The organism is Paenibacillus sp. 1_12 (assembly GCF_900114475.1).
Lineage (GTDB): Bacteria > Bacillota > Bacilli > Paenibacillales > NBRC-103111 > Paenibacillus_S.
Genome location: NZ_FOTE01000011.1, coordinates 145,593 through 169,453 on the forward strand (window position 1 = coordinate 145,593; position 23,861 = coordinate 169,453).

The following is a 23,861-nucleotide window of genomic DNA, read 5'->3' on the forward strand; positions in this document are numbered from 1 at the left end:
TTTGCGGTATGAATGTGTAACAATTTTGAAGGTTCCTTGCGACTCGCGCTGCAAACTGCTACAATTTAAGGCAAACCGTTTTATGAAAAGGGAGATGGGCCCATGTTAGGACTCGTTAAAAAAATATTCGGCGATTCCAACGAGCGCGAAGTTAAGCGGCTGTGGAAAACTGTCGAAGTCATCAACAAGCTGGAGTCGAGCATCGAGGTATTGAGCGATGAAGAGCTGCGAAATAAAACTCAGGAGTTCAGAGAACGCCTAGAGAAGGACGAGACTCTGGATGATCTGCTTCCGGAAGCTTTTGCCGTCGTGCGTGAAGCCTCCAAGCGTGTACTGAACAAGCGTCATTATGACGTGCAGTTAATCGGGGGTATGGTGCTTCATGAGGGCCGTATCGCGGAAATGAGAACCGGAGAAGGGAAAACCCTTGTAGGAACCCTTCCAGTGTATTTGAACGCTCTACTGGGCAAAGGTGTCCACGTCGTGACGGTCAATGATTACCTTGCCCAACGGGATAGCTCGGAAATGGGTAGAATCTATGAATTTCTTGGCATGACCGTAGGTGTGAACCTGAATACGCTGGAGCATCATGAAAAGCAGGCTTCGTACGCTCAGGACGTTACTTATGGAACGAATAATGAGTTTGGTTTCGATTATTTGCGCGACAACATGGTGCTGTATAAAGAGCAGATGGTACAGCGTCCATTGTATTTTGCCGTAATTGATGAAGTGGATTCGATTCTGGTCGATGAAGCGAGAACGCCGCTGATTATTTCGGGACAAGCTGCCAAATCGACGGATATGTATTATATGGCTGACCGCTTTGTGAGCCGACTGAAGGATGAAGAAGATTATATTATCGATGTAAAAATGCGCTCCGTAGCTTTGACGGAAGCAGGGGTTACCAAGGCTGAAGAAACCTTTAACATCGAAAATTTATTCGATCATGCCAATGTGACGATTAATCATCACATTACGCAAGCGTTAAAGGCTCGTGTCATTATGAAGCGTGACGTGGATTACGTGGTTCAGGACGAAGAGGTTGTTATCGTTGACGAATTTACGGGACGTATGATGACAGGTCGCCGCTACAGCGAAGGCTTGCACCAAGCGATTGAGGCGAAGGAGCAGCTGAAGGTACAAAACGAATCCATGACGTTGGCTACGATTACGTTCCAGAACTATTTCCGGATGTATCGCAAGCTCTCAGGGATGACAGGTACGGCGAAAACCGAGGAAGAAGAGTTCAAAAAGATTTATGGTCTGGATGTTATTATCGTTCCTACGAACCGTCCGATGATCCGTCAGGATAACGCCGATATTGTATATAAATCTGTGAACAGCAAGTTCCGCGCAGTTGTAGAGGAAATTGTGAAGAGGCATCAGAACAACCAGCCGATGCTCGTTGGTACAGTATCGATTGAGAATTCCGAGCGCTTATCCGAAATGTTGAAGCGTAAAGGGATTCAGCATAAGGTACTGAACGCCAAGTTCCATGCGGAGGAAGCAGAAATCGTCGCACGTGCGGGTCAACCGGGTTCGGTGACGATCGCTACCAATATGGCCGGTCGTGGTACGGATATTATGCTGGGTGAAGGCGTACATGATGCAGGTGGTCTGCATATTATAGGTACGGAGCGGCATGAAAGCCGTCGGATCGATAACCAGCTGCGTGGTCGTGCAGGACGTCAGGGCGATCCAGGCTCCTCACAGTTCTACCTCTCGATGGAAGATGAACTGATGCGCCGTTTTGGTGCAGAGAACATCATGGGGATGATGGATAAGCTTGGTTTTGATGAGGATCAGCCGATTGAAAGCAAATTGATTTCACGTGCGGTAGAATCTGCGCAAAAGCGTGTAGAGGGCAACAACTTTGATGTACGTAAAGTCGTCCTTCAATACGATGATGTGATGAATCAACAACGGGAAATAATTTATAAGCAGCGCCGCGAGGTGTTGGAATCAGATAACATTCGCGACATTGCGCTTGGAATGATTTTGCCGGTTGTGGAACGCATTGTTGAAGCGCATTGCCCATCAGACCTGGTTCCGGAGGAATGGGATCTGCAGGCCATTATTGATTACGGAAACGGAACTTTCTTGCAGGAAGGCCAGCTAACAGCAGAGGAGCTGTGGGGCAAGGAGCAGGATGAGATCACCCAGTACATCAAGGATGTCGTTCAGCGTATTTATGAAGAGCGCGAGCAAATGATCGGCGAGGAATTCATGCGCGAGTTTGAAAAAGTGGTTGTGCTGCGTGCGGTGGATTCGAAGTGGATGGATCATATCGATGCGATGGACCAACTGCGTCAAGGGATTCATTTGCGTGCCTATGGCGGTACAGATCCTTTACGTGAGTATCAGTTTGAAGGCTTTGCGATGTTCCAAGAGATGATTCAAAGCATTCAGGAAGAGGTTGCTACCTACATCATGAAGGCGCATGTAGAAATGAATCTGGAGCGTCAGCAAGTCGTTGAAATTCAGGCGGTACCGGCGGCGGACGGAGAGATTTCTCTAAAAAAACCGGTCGTTAACGATGCAGACAGGATTGGTCGTAATGATCTTTGTCCTTGCGGCAGCGGCAAAAAGTATAAACAATGTCATGGTGCTTCGTAAGCTTAAGGACAGCTTATAAGCTAAAGGGTGGAAGAAAAGGGATGCCGGTGGAATGAACCCGGCTCCTTTTTTTGAAATGATCACAATTATAAAGGAGACAACCATATGTTGGAACCAGAAATAAAGCAGGATTTACGTGAAACAGCGGTGCGGTTAGCTGAGCTTAGGGGGTCTCTTTGACTTAGATCTGAAGCTGGAGCAAATCGCCAACTATGAGGAGAAGATGTCAGCTCCCGATTTTTGGGATGACAATGAGCAGGCACAAAAGCTGATTGCTGAGATGAATGCCATTAAAGGTGATACAGATCATTTCCTGCGGATGGCCGCTGAGTTCGAGGATCTGGAAATGCTAGTTGAGCTGCTTCAAGAGGAGCAGGATGACAGCATGGCAGCCGATATCGTGAATGGGATTACTGCTCTTGTAAAGGAGCTAGACAGCTTCCAGCTGCAGCTGCTGCTGAGTCAGCCTTACGATAGACTGAATGCGATTCTCGAGCTGCATCCAGGAGCAGGTGGGACAGAGTCGCAGGACTGGGCGGAAATGCTGCTGCGCATGTACCGGCGTTGGGCGGAGAAGCGTAATTTTAAGGTCGAAGTGCTGGATTATTTGCCCGGCGATGAAGCAGGTGTCAAAAGCGTGACGCTGTTAATCAGCGGACACAATGCCTACGGCTATTTAAAGGCGGAAAAAGGTGTTCACCGCTTGGTGCGGATTTCACCGTTTGATGCATCTGGACGTCGCCATACTTCTTTTGTATCGTGTGATATTATGCCGGAAATTGATGACGATGTGGAAATTACGATTCGTACCGAGGATCTGAAAATTGATACGTACCGTGCGAGTGGTGCGGGTGGACAGCACATTAATACGACGGATTCGGCCGTACGGATTACGCATATGCCAACAGGTGTCGTGGTCAGTTGTCAGCAGGAACGCTCGCAAATTAAAAACCGTGAGAAAGCCATGAAAATGCTTCGTTCCAAATTGTACGAAAAAAAGATCGAAGAGCAGCTGAAGCATCTGGCTGAGATCCGCGGCGAAGTTTCCGATATAGCTTGGGGCAGTCAAATACGTTCCTATGTGTTTCATCCTTACAGCATGGTCAAGGACCATCGTACTTTGGAAGAAACGGGTAATATCGGCGCAGTGATGGATGGGGATTTGGATGCCTTTATCGATGCGTATTTGCGTCAGCAGATTAAACCCAAAGCCGCGGATCAACAATAAGTTATTGGAAACCGCGACGACTGGCCGTGGAAGCAGCTGACAAGGTTCATAATTCATGTATGTTCAGTAAATCCTACACATAACTCATACCAAACCTGAAGGCTTGGAAGCAGACAGCACAGCAAAACTTAAAGCTGGGGCCCGTCTGATGCCAGACTTGATGAAGAGGTGTGGGACATGTGTGGATTTTTTGTGCTTTCAGCTGAAACCGGCAAAGGCTGTCGATGTTGTCGATCAATTGAAAGCAGACAGGGGGTGTGAACGATGAGAGTGCAGCGGCGAGAACGTAGAGTGGAAAAGCTTAGACGCAAGAGCAGACGGGATATCGTGGTGGAGTATGGACTGCTGCTGTTAGGGTCCATGGTGATAGCGGCCGGATTTAATATGTTTTTGAGTCCTAATCAGGTGGCGTCCGGAGGGGTCTCAGGCATCAGCATCATTGTGCAATCGGTTTTTGGCTTCGAGCCGGCCGTAACACAGTGGGTATTGAATGTCCCTTTGGTTATTTTAGGAACCTTTTTGCTTGGTCGTCATCATGGTGTAAAAACAGTGATTGGCGCCTTTTTGCTGCCGCTGATTATTTTGTTAACCCGTCATTTACCCGCCTTGACCGATAACCTGCTGCTGGCCAGTATTTATGGGGGTATTATGCTCGGGATCGGGGTTGGTCTTGTTTTTCGTGGTAAAGGGTCTACGGGTGGACTTGATTTAGCTGCACAAATCGTGCATAAGTATACAGGCCTGAGTCTAGGGCTGGCGATGGCGATGCTGGATGGATTGGTTATTTTGACAGCAGGTATTGTGTTATCCCCGGAAAAAGCTTTGTATGCGCTGATTGGACTGTTTGTGACGAGCAAGACCATTAATATCGTGCAGATTGGACTCAGCTACTCCAAGGTTGCTTTTATCATTTCGGATAAATCGGAGGAGATCCGTCAGCAGATTTTGCTGGAAATAGATCGAGGATTGACGCAGCTGCAAGCTACAGGTGGATATACAGGGCAGGATCGAACAGTATTGATGGTGGTGGTCGGGCAGACCGAGGTTAACCGACTGAAGGAATTAGTGCAAAAAACAGACCCGACAGCTTTTGTTATTTTGAGCGATACGCATGAAGTGCTGGGAGAAGGCTTTAAGTTCAATGATCACATTTAAAAGAATGGGATATCGAAAAAGTGCGGTAAAATCAGTGTCCATAAACGTAACATAATCGTAAGAAGCTGAATGTATACGAGTGCACAGGAACATGGTAAAATTCATAAGGGCCAATAACAACGGATTCGCTGTTATCAATCAACAGGAATCCAAATTATATATATAGAATGCGAATGCTGAGAACTATTGGCTATGGAACAAGTTTAATTATCCATTGAATTATTATTCTTTTAAATGTATAATAATACATACTTTATGTTTGGAGGGGACGGCTATGTCTACGAAATTAAGAGCGGCTATCATCGGGGCAACAGGATACGGCGGGGTTGAATTAATTCGACTGCTGCTCACACATCCGAATGTGGAAATCACATCGGTGATGTCTTCATCGAATGCAGGTGCTCCACTAGCTGATGGCTACCCGCATTTAAACCAGATTGTGGTCGACAATTTGGACGCTATTGACGTAGAACTTATCAAGCAAAAATCCGATGTTGTATTTCTGGCAGCGCCACATGGTGTAGCGAGTGGTTTGGCACCGCAATTGATTGACGCCGGTCTTAAAGTCATCGATGTATCAGGCGATTTCAGGCTGCAATCCGGAGAAACGTATGAGCAGTGGTATAAGCACAAGCCAGCTGATCCTGCTTACTTGGCTAAGGCTGTCTACGGACTGGCCGAGGTATTTGGTGAAGAGGTAAAAGGCTCTACATTTATTTCCAATCCGGGCTGTTATCCTACAGCTACCCTGCTTGGCCTGGCACCGATCGTAAAGCAAGGCTGGGCAGATACAACTTCGATTATTGTGGATGCAAAATCAGGAGTGTCCGGTGCAGGTAGAGGTTTAGGTTTGACAGCGCATTTTTCGGAAATGAATGAAAATTTCCTGGCTTATAAAGTAAATAAACATCAGCATACCCCTGAAATTGAACAGGTGCTCGGCCGTGTTGCCGGCGAGGAAGTTGTCATTACGTTCACTACCCATTTGGTGCCGATGACGCGCGGGATTTTATCGACGATCTATGTTAATCTGAAACAGAAGCATACGGAAGATGAAATTATCGATCTGTATCGTCAGTATTATGAAGGACGCCGTTTTGTGCGTATTCGCGATAAGGGCAAATGGCCTGCAACCAAGGAAGTATGGGGCTCAAATTATTGTGATATCGGACTGTCTCTGGATGAGCGGACGGGCCGATTGACGATTATTTCTGTCATTGACAATATTGTAAAAGGAGCCGGCGGTCAGGCGGTTCAAAACTTGAATTTAATGATGGGCTGGGACGAAGCGACCGGGCTGGCGTTCACTCCTGTATACCCGTAATCCGTAAAATAAGGAGTAGATGAACAGGTGAGCAAGCAAACAAAGGAATTATATACGGTCGTTCCTCAGGGTTCGATTACGACGCCACAAGGATTTCGGGCTGGAGGGCTGCATTGCGGTTTGAAAAAAACGAGCCGCTTTGACCTCGGCGTTATTGTCTGCGAGGTTCCTGCACAAGCAGCAGGTGTGTATACGCTGAATGCGTTTCAAGCCGCACCGCTGCATGTAACCCGCGAAAGTGTGGCTGTGGAAGGCAAACTGCAGGTCATGCTGGTCAACAGCGGCAACGCAAATGCTTGCACAGGCAAGCAGGGAGATCAGGATGCACGTGGAATGCGCTCGGCTGCGGCTGAAGCATTTGGTGTGGCGGAGCATTTGGTTGGCGTCACCTCAACAGGCGTTATTGGTGAATTGCTGCCGATGCCTAAAGTGCTTAGCGGTATCGAAAATTTGCCTGCACAGGTTAAAGTTGATGGTGGCGAAGACTTTTGCCAGGCGATTCTGACGACGGATCTTGTGCAAAAGATGACCTGCGTGCAGTTGACCGTTGGAGATAAGACGGTACATATCGCAGGCTCAGCCAAGGGATCGGGTATGATTCATCCGAATATGGCCACGATGCTTGGATTTATGACAACAGATGCTAACATTGAGAGCGCACAGCTGCAAAAGCTGTTGAATGGTGTAACGGACTCCACATTCAACATGATTACTGTAGACGGTGATACAAGTACAAACGATATGGTCGTTGTAATGGCGAGCGGTTTGGCTGGTAACGATACGTTGACCCCCGAGCATCCGGATTGGGCTGCGTTCGAAGCGGGCTTTAAGTATGTTGGCGAGTATTTGGCCAAAGCGATTGCCCGTGACGGAGAAGGCGCTACGAAGCTGATTGAGGTCACAGTAGCCGGAGCTGCAACCCAGGAAGCGGCACGTGCTATCGCCAAGACGGTCATTGGCTCAAGTCTGGTTAAATCGGCTTGCTTCGGAGCTGATGCCAACTGGGGACGTATTATAGCCGCTGTTGGCCGTGCGGGTCAACCTGTTCAAACAGAAACCGTTGATATTCGCTTGGGCGATATCGTCGTGTTGGAGCAGTCCCGCCCGATTAAATTTGATGAAGAACGCGCAGCTGAATATTTAAAAGGTGAGCAAGTTGACATACATGTCAACCTGCATATGGGTAACGAAACTGCAACCGCCTGGGGCTGCGACCTTACCTACGATTACGTAAGAATTAACGCCGCTTACCGGACATAATGAACGGATGTTTCTATAATATTCAACAATATAAGACTTACTAGGCTTGTGGATACAGCGAGTCAAATGATGATATTTCAGAGCAACGTTTCCATGTAAATCATGTAAATTGCAATAATAACGATGCTAAACATCATAAGAAAAAACCAACATTCTTAAACGATACAAACATGGTAGACACTGCGATTTATCATTATTCTCTGTTGTAACGATGACAAACATCGTTACAGCGTGCAGAGCGAAGCCATTGCACAATCACTAAAACGAACACCAAGCACCCAAATAAAGCGTGTCCCAAAGGGACGAAAAGCGCTGGAAAAAGCACAATCAAAATCAGCAATGGGTCCGCTGTCGCGAGTTGTAACAGCTCTTCTGTAACGATGACAAACATCGTTACACCGTGCAGAGCGAAGCCATTGCACAATCACTAAAATAAACACCAAGCACCGAACTAAAGCGTGTCCCATAGGGACGAAAAGCGCTTAAATCAGCAGCATAAATGTCCACAATCGATCCGCAGCCACAAGTTAAGCGTGTCCCGTAGGGACGAAAGCGTTGTAACCACGCGGTATCCATCAACAAAACACCAACAGCATCAATATTCCTCGGCCTTTAGGGGGAGTCCAGAGGGCACAGTCCTCTGGGGCCCTCCCTACAAGGGAGGGTTTGGGAGGGTAATCACCTTATGTTTGTCATGAAATGCGGCGGCAGCACGCTCGCGGCGCTGCCTGATTCTTTTTTTGAGGATATGAAACGACTGCAGGATGAGCAAATCATTCCCGTCATCGTACACGGTGGCGGGCCTGCGATCTCGGATACGCTCAGTAAGCTGGGCATTGAAACCGAATTTGTAAATGGACTGCGCAAAACCAATGAAGCGGTGCTCGATGTCGTCGAGATGGTATTATCAGGACAGATTAATAAAGAAATTGTCCGCAAAATTCAGCTGTCTGGCGCAAGAGCGATCGGAATCTCAGGTGTGGATGGCCATTTGATCCAGGCAGAGCCTGTAGCCAATGCGCATGAAGTTGGCTTGGTCGGGGATGTAACCCATGTGAACGCGGAGCTGCTGCAGGGGATCATCAAGCTAGGCTATATGCCGGTCATTGCACCGGTTGGCTTGGGAGCAGACGGAGGACAGCGTTACAATATTAATGCCGATACTGCGGCGGGTGCTGTCGCTTCACATCTGGGCGTAGAAAGAATGATTGTAGTAACAGATGTACCGGGCATTATGAAAACGATAAATGGCGAGAAAAAAGTGCTTCCGCTTGTAACCGTCGAGGAAATCAATGAAATGATTACAAGCGGCGATATATATGGAGGCATGATTCCCAAGGTGCGCGCGGCGATCCAATGCATCCAAGGTAAGGTGAGTGAGGTTGTTATCGTGAACGGAGCCGAGCCGGAAGTATTAAGCAGAGTCATTAAAGGCGCAGCGATTGGTACTCGAATCGTCAGATAATAGGTGACCCTAGTGAGAAGCAGTGACCATTGAAACAGGAAAAGGAGTGAGCTGGCATGGGAGAAGGAGCCAATTCTTTATTTCCGAATTACGGCAGCAGGTACGGGTTGACTTTCGTGAGGGGTGAAGGCAGCCGACTGTGGGATGAGCAGGGCAAGGAATACTTGGATTTGATGAGCGGAATCGCCGTTACGAATCTGGGGCATGTTCCTAAGCAGGTTGCAGAGCGTCTGAAGGCGCAAATCGACCAATTGTGGCATACAAGCAATTTGTTTCATATACCGAATCAGGAAAAACTGGCGCAACTGCTAACGGATAACAGCTGTGGCGATGCCGTGTTTTTTTGCAACAGTGGTGCAGAGGCCAATGAAGCTGCGATCAAGCTGGCTCGTCGTTATTTTCATAAAGTACTGGGCAAGCCAGAGCAGTATGAGATTATCACCTTCCAGCAGTCCTTCCATGGTCGGACGTTAGCGACTCTGACAGCAACTGGTCAGGATAAGGTTAAAGACGGCTTTGCGCCGCTACCGGAGGGCTTTGTGTACGCGCCTTACAATGATGCAGAGGCGCTGAAGCAGTTAATCGGTCCCCAAACCTGCGCCATTATGCTGGAGATGGTCCAAGGTGAAGGTGGTGTGAACCGCGCCGAACCCGAGTTCATCAAGCAGGTGACGGCTCTTTGTGAGCAGCATGGGTTACTTTTGATTGTAGACGAAATTCAAACAGGAATCGGCCGTACAGGCAAGCTATTTGCTTATGAGCATTATGGCATTCAACCGGATATATTTACATTGGCAAAAGGGCTTGGCAGTGGAATGCCGATAGGCGCGATGGTTGGAAAAGAAAAGCTTCGTGAAGCTTTTTCAGCAGGCAGTCATGGATCTACATTCGGCGGCAACTATTTGTCTACGACGGCGGGTGTAGCAACACTGGAAACGATATTGAATGAAAAGCTGTCTGAGCGTGCCGCAGAGCTAGGCGAATACATCGTCAGTGAATTGTCGAAGCAATTGGCAGACAATCCGTTGGTCAAGGAAGTACGCGGCTTAGGGTTATTAATCGGGATCGAATGCACGCAACCGGTTGCTGATTTGGTTACTGCGCTTCAGGAGCAATCCATACTCGTGATCTCGGCGGGACCGAATGTAATCCGATTGGCACCAAGCCTGCTTATAACGAAGGAAGATATCGACAGGGGAATATCTGTAATCCGTTCGGTACTGAGCAAACAAGCGGCCGCTGCGGTACAATAAAGGGTGACAAATTTTTTGAGAGGGGCAGAGAACCTTGACAATCACAGAACAACAACTAGCCATTGATTTAAAAGGCAGGGATTTTTTGGGTCTATCTGACTTTACATCGGAGGAAATTCAATATTTACTCGATATGGCCATTGATTTGAAAAAGAAACGTAATGCAGGTGAAGTGTTCCATCCCTTGAAAGGCAAGACGCTGGGAATGATTTTTGAAAAATCATCTACTCGCACAAGAGTTTCCTTTGAAGTCGGGATGTATCAATTGGGCGGTCATGCTTTATTTTTGAGCAGTAACGATTTGCAGCTGGGACGTGGGGAAACGATTTCGGATACCGCACAAACGATGTCACGTTATTTGGACGGCATTATGATTCGTACCCATGCTCACCGTAAGGTCATCGATTTGGCTCGCGGTGCGACGATTCCTGTAATTAATGGTCTGACCGACCGATCGCATCCATGTCAGGCTTTGGCTGATTACCAAACGATTTTGGAACACAAAGGACAACTGCGCGGATTGAAAGTAGCTTATATCGGGGATGGAAACAATATGGTTCATTCCTTGATTATGGGTGCAGCGAAGCTCGGAGTCGATTTTGCTGTAGCTTCACCTAAGGGCTACGAGCCTAATGAGAGTATCGTGACCTCCGCACTGGATGTAGCGAACGAAACCGGCAGTAAGCTTTATGTAGGCAATGATGTCAAAGAAGCGGTATCCGATGCCGATGTCATTTATACCGATGTGTGGGCGAGCATGGGCTTTGAAGAAGAACAAAAAGAGCGTGAAATCGCCTTTAAACAATATCAGGTGAATGAGGCGCTTACCAGTCTTGCGAAAAAGGATTACCTGTTCATGCACTGCCTACCTGCTCACCGTGGAGAAGAAGTGAGTGAAGGTGTCATCGATGGTCCGAATTCGATCATTTTTGATCAAGCAGAAAACCGGCTGCACGCCCAAAAAGCGATCATGGCAGCGATTATGTAAGAACTTATATGTAAATCTTAATTGTATTTATCAAAGGAGCGCTTAATTAAACATGGCTAAACAAAAAATTGTACTCGCCTATTCAGGCGGTTTGGACACTTCGGTTATTTTAAAATGGTTAAAAGAAACGTACGATGCTGAAATTATTGCTTTTACAGCAGATATCGGACAAAAGGATGAGTTGGACGGTCTGGAAGAAAAGGCATTGGCGACTGGGGCATCCAAAATTTATATCGATGACCTGCGTGATGAATTTGCCAAGGACTTCATTTATCCGATGTTTCAGGCTGGTGCTTTGTATGAAGGCCAATATTTGCTCGGCACAAGCATTGCGCGTCCGCTGATCGCTAAGCGGATGGTGGAAATCGCTCGTCAAGAAGGCGCTACAGCGATTGCACACGGAGCTACAGGTAAAGGTAATGACCAAGTGCGCTTCGAGCTTACAGCGGCAGCACTGGCGCCTGAGTTGGATGTCATCGCGCCTTGGCGTCTGGATTCCTTCCGTGAAACCTTCCCAGGCCGTGCGGAAATGATCGCATACGCTGAGAAGCATAACATCCCGGTAACGGCTTCAGCTTCCAAGCCTTATTCGACTGACCGCAACCTGCTGCATATCAGCTTTGAGAGCGGCATGCTGGAGGATCCGTGGTTTGATCCAAGCGCAGCCTCGAACAAAGACATGTTCGTGTTGAGCGTAGATCCTGAGGATGCTCCGGATCAGGCAGAATATGTAGAATTGAATTTTGAAAAGGGCGACTGTGTGGGTGTTAATGGCGACCTGATGACTCCACTGCACGTTATGGAGTATTTAAATGAATTGGGCGGCAAGCATGGGGTTGGCCGTGTCGATATGGTAGAGAACCGTTTTGTAGGCATGAAGAGCCGCGGCGTATATGAAACACCAGGTGGCACAATCCTGTTCACAGCACATCGCAAGATGGAATCGCTGACCATGGACCGTGAAGTAATGAGCTTGCGTGATTCGTTGATTTCCCGCTACAGCACGCTCGTATACAACGGCTTCTGGTTTGCTCCGGAGCGCTTGGCACTTCAGGCGTTAGTGGATGAGAGCCAGAAGAATGTAACAGGTACAGTACGCTTGAAGCTGTACAAAGGCAATGTTATCGGAGCGGGCGTTCAAAGCCCTGTCAGCTTGTATAACCCGAACATCGCGACGATGGAGGCTGACCCAACACAAGCCTACAATCAAGGCGATGCCACCGGATTTATTCGTTTGAACGCTTTACGCCTGAAGGTTTCCTCCGGTGTGGAGCAAAACGCGAAGTCGTAAGCAAGGTAAGCCAAACCCAATTGGTTATTAAATAGAATTCATAGGCTTTTCTGGGCTGCCGTTTAAGCAGCTTGGGAAAGCCTTGCATTGTGTATAAGAGATCTAAGTTAAGAATCAACAATGAACAGACAGTTTTCAGGCAGAAAGCTGTAAGAGAGGGGCTGTAACAGTGTCAAAGCTGTGGGGTGGACGTTTTACGAAAAAAACCGATCAACTGGTGGAGGAATATACGGCTTCCATTTTATTTGATAAAGAGCTTGCTGAGGAAGATATTCAGGGTAGTCTGGCGCATGTAACCATGCTGGGTACCTGCGGGATCCTGCCGTTGGAGGATGTAGAGAAGATCAAGAACGGTTTGCTCAAAGTGCAAAGCAAGATCCGCCAAGGTGAAATCGAGTTCACGGTGGGCGACGAGGATATTCATATGAATATTGAGAAGGCGCTGATCGATGAAGTTGGCCCTGTAGGCGGGAAGCTGCACACAGGACGTAGCCGTAACGACCAGGTAGCGACCGATATGCATTTATATTTGCGTAAGCGCGTTGTCGAGTTTGTCGGCCTATTGAACAAATTACAAGAGGCGCTTCTGGGACAAGCCAGTCAAAACCTCGATACGATCGTGCCGGGATATACGCATTTGCAGCGTGCCCAACCCATTCTGTTTGCACACCATTTGATGGCTTATGTATCGATGTTCCAACGTGATATTGAGCGTCTGCAGGACAGCTACAAACGGATTAATGTGCTGCCGCTTGGTGCAGGTGCATTGGCGGGAACGACCTTTCCGATCGATCGTCATTTTGTAGCACAGCAGTTGGGCTTTGACGGTGTGTACGAAAATTCTTTGGACGCGGTAAGTGATCGCGACTTTATTATCGAGTTTCTGTCGAACGCGTCGATGATCATGATGCACTTGTCACGTTTGTCGGAGGAAATGATCCTGTGGTCGTCCACGGAGTTCCGTTTTGTCGAGCTGGATGACGCGTTCTGTACCGGAAGCAGTATTATGCCGCAAAAGAAAAACCCTGATGTGCCTGAGCTGGTCCGTGGCAAAACAGGTCGTGTGTACGGCAATCTGTTCGGTCTGCTCACGGTGCTGAAATCATTACCGCTCGCATATAACAAAGATATGCAAGAAGACAAAGAAGGTATGTTCGACACCGTACGTACGCTTCAAGGCGCGCTTCAGTTGTATGCACCGATGGTGAGCACGATGAAGGTCAACAAGGATCGGATGCGTCAAGCGGTCAATCAAGACTTTTCTAATGCGACAGACATTGCGGATTACCTCGTGAATAAAGGCTTGCCATTCCGCCAAGCGCATGAGGTCATTGGTAAGACGGTGCTGTACTGCATCCAGAACGGGAAGTTTTTACTTGATTTGAAGATTGAGGAGTACCATCAATTTTCCGAGCTGTTCGAGTCGGATATTTATGCGGTGCTGCAGCCTGAGCAAGTAGTGAATGCACGCAACGTATACGGCGGAACAGCAACCGGACAAGTCAGTGCTGCCATTAGCCGCGCTGAAGCTGTGAAGTTGCAGACAGATGAGTGGTTCGAGCAGTATTATAATAAAAGCAAGTAAATGTAATAGATTTCAATGACCGATAAAATTCAGTAAAGCTCCAGTACGGCAGTGCTTATGCGCTTGCCGAGATTGGAGCTTTTTTACATATTGGAATATTCATCCATTCAACTTGCAGAGCCTATCAGACCAACAGGCTTCGATTCCACGGCTAAGCTTATCTGTACAAAGGCCCCTTGACCCCATCCTCGATCAAGGGCGCTTCATAGGGCTTAGAGGGTTGAAGCTTGGGATTAGGCTGTCCGGAGGAAGTGCTTGGGTAAATCGCAATAATGGTCGGCTGTGCCGCATACGTATCCTGCGAGATGCGCTCCTGAGCAATAATCCGGTCAGCTTGCTTTTTATAGCGTAATGTATCTACAACATAACCGGGCCTGCCTTCACTAATCAGCTGCTGCTTGCCAGGTGACAAGGTGGGGTTAGCCACATAGCGGATTTCGGGCTGCAGCGTGCGAATGGTAAACGATTCGATAGCATACGTCGTATCCAAGGGGATTTGACCGAATAGTTTAACTGTCATTTGCCGATCGTCTACTGATGTACGGATGAGAAGATACTTGTCTGTACTATTGCGAAACTGAAAATTAATATGGCCTGCTGCAAAGGTTGCATCTTGTCCAAGGGCGACATAGCTGACTGGTAGGGAATGATGGCGTCTTTCGACAATCGCGAGCCCAGCGCGAAGCACTGCATTATATAGTGTAGAGGATACCTGACAGATCCCGCCTCCGATGCCCGGAACTAACTTGCCGTTTACGATGACTGGTGCCTCCTGAAAGCCGAATCGTGCCTCTGTCTGTGTAATATAAGTGGCGTAATCAAATACCTCACCCGGCTTCATTAACAGGTCATGAATCGTAGACGCCGTCGAACGGACGTTGTGGAGGCGGCCTTCGCTTGTCTGCAATAAAGGCGTTGAAAATTCGCTGATTTTACGATCCACCCCCTGAGCCTGGAGAATAGAGAGTGTTAGCTCAGGATTCTGGGTCACAAAGGATAGAGGAATATCGACGGGGCCCCTACTTTCCTCAGAACGTGAAGGTGCCTGACTAACTTTTCCCAGTGGACGGACAGCATCCCGTAATTGCTGGAGCAATGCGGTCTCATCTATTCGGCTTACGTGTTTATCAGGAATATAACTGATTTGATCGGTAGGCCCTACGATGCGCTGAGCTGGGCTTGGTTGCTGTGCATACAGGCTGGGAAATTGCTGAAGAAGTACTCCGTGGAGGACAGCGGGCTCAAATTCGTAACGCAGTGCTTGATGTCGATTATTCAGCTGCCAGCGAGACAACGCCCGAGACCAGGGTGATCCCGAACGCAGCTGTGTCAACGGCTCAAGCACGTCCTCTAAGGACACACGAAGCCCAAGCTGCTCCATCGTGGTTGTAACGGTGGTCAGCTTCATATCGGGCTGCTCGCTAACCAAGCGAAGGGGCTGCTGCTGGACAAGTTTGATTTGTTCGTTAAGCTGCTGCTCGAATTCCTTGTAGGTGATCCCATTCACATGCCAGTGATCCACAAAGTAGCCAGCGGGCATTCGGTTTTGCAAACCATATAGAGCAACTACCAGACAAGCCGCAGCGGCTATAATCAACATGTACACAATCAGGCGTATAGTAAGGTTTTGATACGGTGCCATCGATACGCTCCTTTATGGAAAGTGCCTTGCGCGTTCCGCATTCTCTGCTCGTACCATTGATGTATATGCGGTCCAGTTCAGGAACTTGCCTGCACCACCGATCCAACAATAAATGTGAAAAAATGTAGAAAATCATTTCCATACGAAGGATTTTGGCCGTTGATGTCGAAACCATATAAGCTAACGAGGATTAACGGCTTAGTGGTTCTTACCGGATGGCAAGTGTTTATCCAGGTAGCGAGCACGTATAAGCAAGCCTATACGTTCTTAACTACTTAAACAATCAGGATGTGATACCGTGATAGAAATGCAAGATGTGTGGAAAACGTACCCAGACGGTAGTCAAGCATTAAAAGGGATCACCGTCAATGTGAATCGCAACGAATTTCTGTATGTCGTTGGACCCTCCGGCGCAGGAAAATCGACATTTATGAAATTGATTTATAGAGAAGAACGGCCTACCAAGGGGAGCATTTTCGTTAACGGTTTCAATTTGGAGAAGCTCAAGCAGCGGAAGATTCCGTATGTGAGACGTAATATTGGGGTTATTTTTCAAGATTATCGGCTTCTGCCCAAGCTAACGGCGTTTGAGAACATCGCTTTTGCGATGGAGGTTATCGAGGCGCCAAAGAAAATCATCAAGAAACGCGTGCTTGAGGTGCTGGAATTAGTTAAGCTGCGGGATAAGGCAAGCTCGCTGCCGACACAAATGTCCGGAGGAGAGCAGCAGCGGATCGCGATTGCGAGGGCTATTGTGAACAACCCAACCGTTATTATCGCGGATGAGCCTACTGGTAACCTCGATCCCGATACCTCGTGGGGCATTATGAAGCTAATGGAAGAAATTAATTTTCGTGGTACGACCATTATTATGGCAACCCATAATAAAGAAATTGTGAATACGATGCGTAAACGTGTACTTGCGATTGAAGATGGTCAAATTGCCCGCGATCAGGTCAGGGGTGAATACGGCTATGAGGATTAGCACAGGGTTCCGCCATATTCGTGAGGGCGGTAAAAATGTAATCCGCAATGGCTGGATGTCATTCGCTTCGATCAGTTCGATTTCGATTTCGTTATTTATTCTCGGTGTTTTTTTGCTGCTGACCTTGAATGTGAATTATTTGGCGGAGCAAATTGAATCACAGGTTGAAATTCGTGTATATCTGGATGTCGAAATTCCTAAAGATCAGATACAGCCTCTACAAAACGAAATTAGCGCGATTCCTCAAGTCGACAAGGTGAAATTTGTGTCTAAGGAAGAAGGAATTGTGTATTTACGTGAAAAGCTTGGGGAAAGCGGCAAGCAGCTGCTGGAAGGCTTTGAGGGTGAGAACAATCCTTTGAACGATTCGTTTACAGTCGAGGTTCTGGCGCCGCGCGAGGTAGCGAAAGTAGCACAGAAGATTACAGAGATCAATAATAAAAAGCCGACTAAGCCTATATATCGTGTCAGCTATGGGCAAGGAACGGTAGAAACGATGTTTAAGGTAACAAAAATTGTCCGTTATGTAGGTCTTGCGATGGTTGCCGGACTTGCGCTCACGGCGATGTTCCTGATCGCGAATACCATTAAACTGACGATTATCGCGCGTCGGCGTGAAATTGCTATTATGAAGTTGGTAGGAGCAACTAATTCCTTTATTCGCTGGCCATTTTTTATAGAGGGTGCACTGCTTGGCGTGGTGGGTTCTGTCATACCGGTTACTGTTTTGTTATACGGCTATTGGCAAATGATGGAGTCGACTCAATTGGATTTAAATTTACTGATGATTAAGCTGCTTCCGTTTCAACAGATCTACTTGACGATGTCGTGCTTATTGCTAGGGATTGGAATCCTAATAGGCATTTGGGGAAGTACGCTGTCTGTTCGCAAATTTTTACGGGTCTAAACCAGTTACTGGTAATCTACTTAACGTCCATACCCGTCTAGTCTAATTATGGGGGGAACCGAAGTTTGAAGAAATATGTGCTAACTTTCATCATATCGGCAGGATTGGTCGGTACGTTAATAGCGCCGCAGTTTGCGGGGGCCGCTGTTTCTGCCACTCAGCGAATTGAGCAGGAACTTAACCAGCTAAGAAAAGGGCTGTCTGATAATCAGAAAAAGGCAGCTGAAAGCAAATCTACAATTGATAAAATCGCGCAGGAAAAACAGGCAGTCACTAAGGATCTGAATACAGTGCTGGCAGAGATTGTGACAGCTAATCTGAAACTGAACGAGCTGAATAATCAGATTAGTGAGGGGAAGGAAAAGCTGGCTGTCAACGGCAAAGAGCTGGAAGAGGTTGAGGAGCGTATCGATACTCGGGACAAGCTATTGAAGTCGCGTCTTCGGTTGATGTATATGAACGGTGTGGTTTCGTATGCGGATGTACTGCTGAGCTCTACGAGTTTCGGTGACTTTCTTGACCGTTTGAATGCTTTGAATGCTATAGTGAATCAAGATAAACATATATTGGAGGAAAATCGAAAAGATAGAACGCAGAAAGAAGAGAAAGATGCGCAGATAAAGCACGAGCTGAGTCAGGTTGGGGATTTGTACAGTGAACAGGCTACTCGTAAAGCGGAGCTTGATAATAAGGAAAAAGAAAAGCAAGTCATGATCGCCAGCCTCTCGCAAAAGGAAAAAGAAGAGAAAAGTACTCTCGAGGATATTAGCGAGGATTCGGAAAAGAAGCTAGTAGAAGAGGCACGCAAGCAGTCGGCACTGGCTGAAGCCAGGCGCAAAGATGCTGAGGCTGCAGCAGCCGCCGCGGCAGCCAAGGCCAAAGCCAAAGCAGGCAATAACGGCAGTTCCAGCAGCGCTGCCCCAACCCCAGCCGCTCCCTTCACAGGCGGCAAATTCGGTTATCCATTAGCCAAGGTGGCCCCAATGACCTCTGATTTCGGTTATCGCTCCGATCCGTTTAATGGGAAGAAGACGATGCATAAGGGCATCGACCTTGGAGCTCCCAATGGAACGAACATTTTAGCTGCGGGCGATGGTGTTGTCATCGTTGCTTCCTGGTGGAGCGGCTATGGGAATACGGTTATAATTGATCATGGCAATGGCTATTGGACGTTATATGGACATATCCGTAACGGAGGGACGGTTGTAGAGAAAGGGGATGCCGTCAAACGTGGCCAAAAAGTGGCTGAGGTGGGCTCGACCGGAGAATCAACGGGCAATCATCTTCATTTCGAGGTACGTATTAACGAAGACCCCGTAGATCCTAAGCCGTATCTTCGCTAAACCGCTGTTAATAATTTCTAGAGGCTTGTCATACACTACAAAGACGAGTCCAATAAGGTAGTCGCAAAGGCGGTGTATTTAAAGTATGACCTTCAAGGGACGTACGGTTATTTTATTTGTTTTGCTGGCGATGTTTGGGAGCAGTATCATGACGCTTATGATCGTGAACCCTTCCACATTAGCTGCAGGTTTGAAAGGGAGTGCAGCAGGCACATCTGCGAAGTCAGGCCTAAGCACCAAAGACATGAACAAGCTGTCAACTACTTATCAGCTAATCGAAGGTAAATTTTTGTCTCAGGTTGACCATGATAAGGTCATGACGGGTGCCATTAATGGTATGCTGTCGTCATTGGAGGACCCTTTCACCGTCTATATGGATCAAAAGGAAGCTAAGCAATTCGATGAAAGCATTACCTCTTCCTTTCAAGGAATTGGCGCTGAGGTATCCTCTGAGGAAGGCAAAGTAACGATTGTTTCTCCTATCAAGGGGTCGCCAGCCGAAAAAGCAGGATTGCATGCCAATGATGTCATTGTGTCAGTCAATGGAGAAAAGCTGGACGGCTTAACGCTGAATCAGGCGATTATGAAAATCCGTGGTCCCAAAGGAACCCAGGCCAAGCTGGAAATTGTGCGCACAGGTTCTTCGGAACCCATCCAAATGACGGTCGTAAGGGATGATATCGACGTTGAGACGGTTTATGCGGAGATGCTTCCTAACAATATCGGTAAAATCGAGATTCGCCAGTTTTCCAGTAATACTTCCAAAAGATTCAAGGATGAGTTGACAGGTCTTGAGGCTAAAGGGATGAAGGGCTTGGTCATTGACGTTCGGAACGACCCGGGTGGTCTGCTGTCGGCGGTCGTTGAAATTGTCGAGCCGTTTGTACCCAAAGGGAAACCGATTGTAAAAATTGAGAACCGCAAGGGTGAGCAGGAGGATACAACCTCTCAAGGCACAGGTAAAAACTATCCTGTCACGGTATTGATCAATAAAGGCAGTGCCAGCGCTTCGGAAATACTGGCAGGAGCTCTACATGATTCCTCCGGCAGCAAGCTGATAGGGGAAACTACTTATGGTAAGGGAACGGTTCAGGTTACGTTTGAAAAAGAGATGGGCGATGGCAGCAATATCAAAATGACGGTATATAAATGGCTGACGCCAAGCGGCACCTGGATTCATAAAAAAGGGATTGCGCCAGACATTGCTGTTGATCAGCCTGCTTATTTCAAAGTAGCTCCGTTAACGAAAAAAGCAACTTTGGTGCAAGATACAAGCAGTGAAGACGTTAAAAACCTGCAAACGATGCTAAAGGGACTGGGCTTGAATCCAGAGCGTGCGGATGGTTACTATAGTGAAAAGACAGCTCTGGCGGTCAAAGCATTCCAGCGGATGCAAAATATGCCGATCACCGGAGAGGTTGATACGGAAACGGCCACACGTCTGGAAAAGATGATTTTAGCAGAAATTAAAGATCCTAAAAATGATCTGCAGCTCAAGGCTGCAACCCAGCATCTGCAATCGATAATGACCAAATAAAAATTCAAAGTTAAAGGCTCCAAGAACCTGGATTCCATTCAGCACAAAAGGTTTATATAAAGAGGGTGGGCAGGAATCAGCCTGCTCTACGTCGAATCCTAATGAGGAGAGTGGATATGTCCGCCTTCCTATTTTATTGTTGCAGAGGGAGCTTTCCACATGAACGTGTTTATGGAGATCGCACTTAAAGGGCTGCAGGCCCTGCTTCAATTACTGATCAATCCTTTTTATTATGTAGGTATACTGTTTGTTATTTTACAATACCGTAGGCAGATTACTCTGGAGCGTAAATTATTCCATACGAAGCTGCATTCGATACTGTCACAAACGTGGCAGACGCTGCTCTGGGGCTGGGTCGGAGGCATAGCAGCTTCAATCGTTATGGCCTTCATTGGAGCAACGATACAAGTCGAGGCTGTGCTCTTGTTATGGGCTGTCGCACTGCTGCTGCTTTTTATAAGAGTGCGATTTCTTTGCTGGGCTTATGCAATTGGGATTATCGGCATCCTGCAATCGATATGGATATGGATTCCCGATGTGCATACAATAAATGGACTGTCTTGGCTAACGGGCCCATTGCTAGCATTAAATATGCCTTCCTTGCTCGCACTGATTGCGATCCTGCACGTAGTGGAGGCGGTGCTGGTTCGGTTGAAGGGTGCTCGTACAGGGACACCGATGTTCTATGAGAGCAAGCGTGGGAAAATTGTCGGAGGCTACCAACTTCAGGGTTTTTGGCCGATTGTGCTATTTCTCGTGATACCTTACCAGGGTGGAGGTACATTACTGCCATGGACACCGCTGCTAGGTGCAGGGCTGTGGGGCGGGGGTTGGACCATTATCGGCTTTCCAATGATGATTGGGTTTGCCGATGTCACAATATCCAGACTGCCAAAGGAGAAAGCCAAACTAAGCTCCAACCTTTTGTTCTTGTATGCAGGAGTGGTACTTCTCCTCGCTGCACTTGCTTATGTGGGACCTATAACGACTATGATTGCATGTCTGGGCTGCATATTGCTGCACGAGGTATTGAGGTTATACAGCCGCTGGGACGAATCAAATCGAAAGCCGTATTTTGTTGAAGACCCGCGCGGTTTGAAAATACTGGGAGTCATGCCTGGAAGTGCAGGGGATGAACTGGGCATACAAGTAGGCGAGATTATCCATAAAGTCAATGGCCTACCTATTAAATCCAAACAAGATTTGCATCATGCGATGCAGCTGAACTCGGCATTTTGCAAGCTGGAGATATTGAATCTGGATGGAGAGAGTAAGTTTTTGAAACGGCCTATGTTTTCCGGAGAGCATCACCAGCTTGGCATTATTCTCGTTCCCGATCAGGATGCACCGTATTATGTCGAAGAGAAGCCGGTACATTTTTGGAGTTACTTACGTAGGAAGCTCCCAAGTACAATTAGCAAATGATGCATCATGTAGAACATGTGAAACTTAAATTGTTCCACAAGGAACAAAAAATCTGTCGGAAATCATTTCCGACAGATTTTTTAATATTCATATAAGAAGGATCGACTTCCCCAACTGCTGGCTCGATTGGACATAATCCAACACGCGCTTGCGTAAAAATGAGATCAGCCTTTAGGCTCGAAATAGGACACATTTTAAGGTTTCGTAGGCTCACGCAAGACGATGATTTCTACCCGACGGTTTTTTGAGCGGTTCTCCTCTGAATCATTATTGACAACCGGATGCGTATCTGCGAATGCACTGGACATGAATTTTTTCGAATCCAGACCCATAGTGTCTGTAAAATATCGAAGCACAGAGAGCGAACGCTCAGAAGATAGTCTCCAGTTATCCTTGAATAAGGAGCCGGTAGCTAACGGAAGGTTATCCGTATGTCCCTCAATGCTGATGGTAGAATCCAAAGTAGGAAACAAGCTCGTTAATTGATTAAGTATCGGGTAAGCTTCCTTCTTTAAATCAGCTTTACCGAGGTCAAATACAAACAGATCGTTTAAGGTTACGGTGATACCTCTGGGTGTATTGGCGACAAAAACCTGGGACTGTAAACTTTGCTGCTGTATGTACTGCTGTATCTTTTCCATGAGATCTTGAAGCTGTTTCTCACGAATGTCTCTCTGTTCTTTTTCTTCTTTATCTTTTTTATCCTTGTCGGCACTCTGGTTCTTATTGCCTTCATCGGCTTTGGAAATATTAACACGGCCGAGAACGCCATCTCCGCCAGGCAGCACTGATTCCGCTTTGGTGTATTGAAAGTTTAATGATTGGGCAAGCACGGAGTATTTCTCGGTATCAATTTTGCTCATTGCATACATGATAACAAAGAAGATTAAGAGCAGCGTGATTAAGTCCGCATAAGTGATTAACCATCGTTCGTGATTTTCATGCTCAGGATGCTTCTTCTTATTCCTCGCCACCCGGTTCACCTGCGCCTTCAGCTTTCTTATGGCTTTGATGTTGGAAGGATTTCAGCTTTTTCTTGATTAATTGCGGGTTTTCACCGGCTTGCAGAGCCAGTATGCCTTCCAGCATCAATTCCATTTCGGAAATTTGCTCTTTGCTGCGAATCTTGATCTTAGTAGCGAGAGGGAGATAAATCACATTGGCAGTAGATACCCCGTACAAAGTAGCGGTAAAAGCAACAGCGATGGCAGGTCCCAATGTACCTGGATCAGAAAGGTTGCCCAAAACGTGAATCAAACCCATAACCGTACCGATGATACCCATAGCCGGTGCATATCCACCCGCAGTTTCAAATATTTTGGCCCAGCCTTCATGATGATGCTCCAAAGCATCCATTTCGAGCTCCAGAATTTGCCGAGTTAGTTCAGGGTCGGTACCATCAACCACCATCATCAGCCCATCACGCAGAAAATCGTTCGGGTTCTCCTGAGCTCTCTGCTCCAGAGCGAGAACGCCTTCCCGTCGGGCTATAGTGGCCATATCAACAAGCTCTTCAATAATAAGGCTGGGATCACGCTTCTTTTCCTTGAATGCCATAGCGAGCGCCTTCGGAATTTCTTTCAAACGGGACATCGGAAAGCTGATGGCAACCGCACCTGCCGTACCCCCTAAAATGATAAGCATGGCACTGGGAACGATAAGCGCTTCAAGATGACCACCATCCCACATGTAGCCGCCTATTAAAGCACCCAAACCGATAATAAGACCTAAAATCGTTGTTAAATCCACTTTTCCTACCACCCTTACAATGAGTAAAATGCTGGCCTTCTATGGATTACGTTTGTCTTGCTTCCATAACTAACTTGCTAAAGCTGGAAGCATTCTCAGTTTGCAACA

General features: G+C 47.3%; 19 protein-coding genes. 15 read left to right on the top strand and 4 right to left on the bottom strand.

All coding sequences use genetic code 11. The annotated features are described in order from the left end of the window. Positions 1–102: 102 nt before the first annotated feature. The 5 genes from secA (at position 103) to argJ (ending at position 7,583) form a co-directional block, all read left to right on the top strand. Positions 103–2,616: a preprotein translocase subunit SecA gene (gene secA / locus BM210_RS22860; protein WP_091173879.1), complete on the top strand. Its 2,514-nt coding sequence runs from the start codon at positions 103–105 to the stop codon at positions 2,614–2,616. A 105-nt stretch (positions 2,617–2,721) separates the two neighbouring features. Continuing rightward, positions 2,722–3,844, top strand: a protein-coding gene (gene prfB / locus BM210_RS22865; protein WP_143101081.1) for a peptide chain release factor 2 whose coding sequence is annotated in 2 segments (ribosomal slippage) — positions 2,722–2,793 and positions 2,795–3,844 — 1,122 coding nt in all. Because the reading frame shifts where the segments join, the coding sequence is not laid out codon by codon here. Between the two features lie 264 nt (positions 3,845–4,108). After that, on the top strand, positions 4,109–4,999 hold the full coding sequence (locus BM210_RS22870) for a YitT family protein (RefSeq protein ID WP_091173883.1): 891 nt from the start codon (positions 4,109–4,111) through the stop codon (positions 4,997–4,999). A gap of 274 nt (positions 5,000–5,273) precedes the next feature. Further along, complete coding sequence (gene argC, locus BM210_RS22875; RefSeq protein WP_091173886.1) at positions 5,274–6,323, top strand: N-acetyl-gamma-glutamyl-phosphate reductase; 1,050 nt, start codon at positions 5,274–5,276, stop codon at positions 6,321–6,323. A gap of 27 nt (positions 6,324–6,350) precedes the next feature. After that, on the top strand, positions 6,351–7,583 hold the full coding sequence (argJ, locus tag BM210_RS22880) for a bifunctional glutamate N-acetyltransferase/amino-acid acetyltransferase ArgJ (RefSeq protein WP_091173888.1): 1,233 nt from the start codon (positions 6,351–6,353) through the stop codon (positions 7,581–7,583). 393 nt (positions 7,584–7,976) lie between these two features. Here argJ and BM210_RS34380 read toward each other — a convergent pair whose 3' ends face one another. Beyond that, positions 7,977–8,159 (bottom strand): hypothetical protein, encoded by a 183-nt coding sequence (locus BM210_RS34380; RefSeq protein ID WP_143101082.1) that lies wholly within the window; start codon positions 8,157–8,159, stop codon positions 7,977–7,979. A 109-nt stretch (positions 8,160–8,268) separates the two neighbouring features. Between BM210_RS34380 and argB the strand changes: the two genes are divergently transcribed. The 5 genes from argB (at position 8,269) to argH (ending at position 14,165) form a co-directional block, all read left to right on the top strand. After that, on the top strand, positions 8,269–9,048 hold the full coding sequence (gene argB, locus BM210_RS22890; protein ID WP_091173893.1) for an acetylglutamate kinase: 780 nt from the start codon (positions 8,269–8,271) through the stop codon (positions 9,046–9,048). 56 nt (positions 9,049–9,104) lie between these two features. After that, positions 9,105–10,301 (top strand): acetylornithine transaminase, encoded by a 1,197-nt coding sequence (locus BM210_RS22895; RefSeq protein WP_091173896.1) that lies wholly within the window; start codon positions 9,105–9,107, stop codon positions 10,299–10,301. 34 nt (positions 10,302–10,335) lie between these two features. Beyond that, positions 10,336–11,289: an ornithine carbamoyltransferase gene (gene argF / locus BM210_RS22900; protein WP_091173899.1), complete on the top strand. Its 954-nt coding sequence runs from the start codon at positions 10,336–10,338 to the stop codon at positions 11,287–11,289. Between the two features lie 52 nt (positions 11,290–11,341). After that, the gene (locus tag BM210_RS22905) at positions 11,342–12,580 is read left to right on the top strand and encodes an argininosuccinate synthase (RefSeq protein ID WP_091173900.1); all 1,239 of its coding nucleotides are present in this window, start codon (positions 11,342–11,344) and stop codon (positions 12,578–12,580) included. A gap of 169 nt (positions 12,581–12,749) precedes the next feature. After that, the gene (gene argH, locus BM210_RS22910) at positions 12,750–14,165 is read left to right on the top strand and encodes an argininosuccinate lyase (RefSeq protein WP_091173902.1); all 1,416 of its coding nucleotides are present in this window, start codon (positions 12,750–12,752) and stop codon (positions 14,163–14,165) included. Positions 14,166–14,322: 157 nt separating this feature from the next. On the opposite strand, the gene BM210_RS22915 is transcribed toward argH, so the two are convergent. Next, positions 14,323–15,807 (bottom strand): VanW family protein, encoded by a 1,485-nt coding sequence (locus BM210_RS22915; protein ID WP_091173905.1) that lies wholly within the window; start codon positions 15,805–15,807, stop codon positions 14,323–14,325. Positions 15,808–16,105: 298 nt separating this feature from the next. On the opposite strand from BM210_RS22915, the gene ftsE reads away from it, so the two are divergent. The 5 genes from ftsE (at position 16,106) to BM210_RS22940 (ending at position 22,004) form a co-directional block, all read left to right on the top strand. Continuing rightward, entirely contained in the window at positions 16,106–16,792 is a 687-nt protein-coding gene (gene ftsE / locus BM210_RS22920; RefSeq protein ID WP_091173906.1) for a cell division ATP-binding protein FtsE, read from the top strand. Further along, a complete protein-coding gene (gene ftsX / locus BM210_RS22925; RefSeq protein WP_091173909.1) occupies positions 16,782–17,699 on the top strand; it encodes a permease-like cell division protein FtsX in 918 nt (305 codons plus the stop codon). Before ftsE ends, ftsX begins: the two co-directional genes overlap by 11 nt. A gap of 65 nt (positions 17,700–17,764) precedes the next feature. Beyond that, positions 17,765–19,042, top strand: coding sequence for a murein hydrolase activator EnvC family protein (locus BM210_RS22930; protein ID WP_091173911.1), 1,278 nt, complete (start codon positions 17,765–17,767; stop codon positions 19,040–19,042). 85 nt (positions 19,043–19,127) lie between these two features. Continuing rightward, positions 19,128–20,579: a S41 family peptidase gene (locus tag BM210_RS22935; RefSeq protein ID WP_091173914.1), complete on the top strand. Its 1,452-nt coding sequence runs from the start codon at positions 19,128–19,130 to the stop codon at positions 20,577–20,579. 159 nt (positions 20,580–20,738) lie between these two features. Further along, positions 20,739–22,004, top strand: a complete 1,266-nt coding sequence (locus BM210_RS22940) for a PDZ domain-containing protein (RefSeq protein WP_091173916.1) — start codon at positions 20,739–20,741, stop codon at positions 22,002–22,004. A 194-nt stretch (positions 22,005–22,198) separates the two neighbouring features. On the opposite strand, the gene BM210_RS22945 is transcribed toward BM210_RS22940, so the two are convergent. Continuing rightward, a complete protein-coding gene (locus BM210_RS22945; protein ID WP_256223942.1) occupies positions 22,199–22,978 on the bottom strand; it encodes a flagellar motor protein MotB in 780 nt (259 codons plus the stop codon). Then, on the bottom strand, positions 22,965–23,753 hold the full coding sequence (locus tag BM210_RS22950; protein ID WP_091173921.1) for a flagellar motor protein: 789 nt from the start codon (positions 23,751–23,753) through the stop codon (positions 22,965–22,967). The genes BM210_RS22945 and BM210_RS22950 overlap by 14 nt, the downstream gene beginning before the upstream one ends. Positions 23,754–23,861 lie beyond the last annotated feature (108 nt).

Excerpts from the sequence above, each read along its gene's own strand:
- secA (WP_091173879.1), top strand. The coding sequence starts at position 103 with ATGTTAGGACTCGTTAAAAAAATATTCGGCGATTCCAACGAGCGCGAA.
- BM210_RS22870 (WP_091173883.1), top strand. The coding sequence starts at position 4,109 with ATGAGAGTGCAGCGGCGAGAACGTAGAGTGGAAAAGCTTAGACGCAAG.
- argC (WP_091173886.1), top strand. The coding sequence starts at position 5,274 with ATGTCTACGAAATTAAGAGCGGCTATCATCGGGGCAACAGGATACGGC.
- BM210_RS34380 (WP_143101082.1), bottom strand. The coding sequence starts at position 8,159 with ATGGATACCGCGTGGTTACAACGCTTTCGTCCCTACGGGACACGCTTA.
- argB (WP_091173893.1), top strand. The coding sequence starts at position 8,269 with ATGTTTGTCATGAAATGCGGCGGCAGCACGCTCGCGGCGCTGCCTGAT.
- BM210_RS22895 (WP_091173896.1), top strand. The coding sequence starts at position 9,105 with ATGGGAGAAGGAGCCAATTCTTTATTTCCGAATTACGGCAGCAGGTAC.
- BM210_RS22905 (WP_091173900.1), top strand. The coding sequence starts at position 11,342 with ATGGCTAAACAAAAAATTGTACTCGCCTATTCAGGCGGTTTGGACACT.
- BM210_RS22915 (WP_091173905.1), bottom strand. The coding sequence starts at position 15,807 with ATGGCACCGTATCAAAACCTTACTATACGCCTGATTGTGTACATGTTG.
- ftsX (WP_091173909.1), top strand. The coding sequence starts at position 16,782 with ATGAGGATTAGCACAGGGTTCCGCCATATTCGTGAGGGCGGTAAAAAT.
- BM210_RS22935 (WP_091173914.1), top strand. The coding sequence starts at position 19,128 with ATGACCTTCAAGGGACGTACGGTTATTTTATTTGTTTTGCTGGCGATG.
- BM210_RS22940 (WP_091173916.1), top strand. The coding sequence starts at position 20,739 with ATGAACGTGTTTATGGAGATCGCACTTAAAGGGCTGCAGGCCCTGCTT.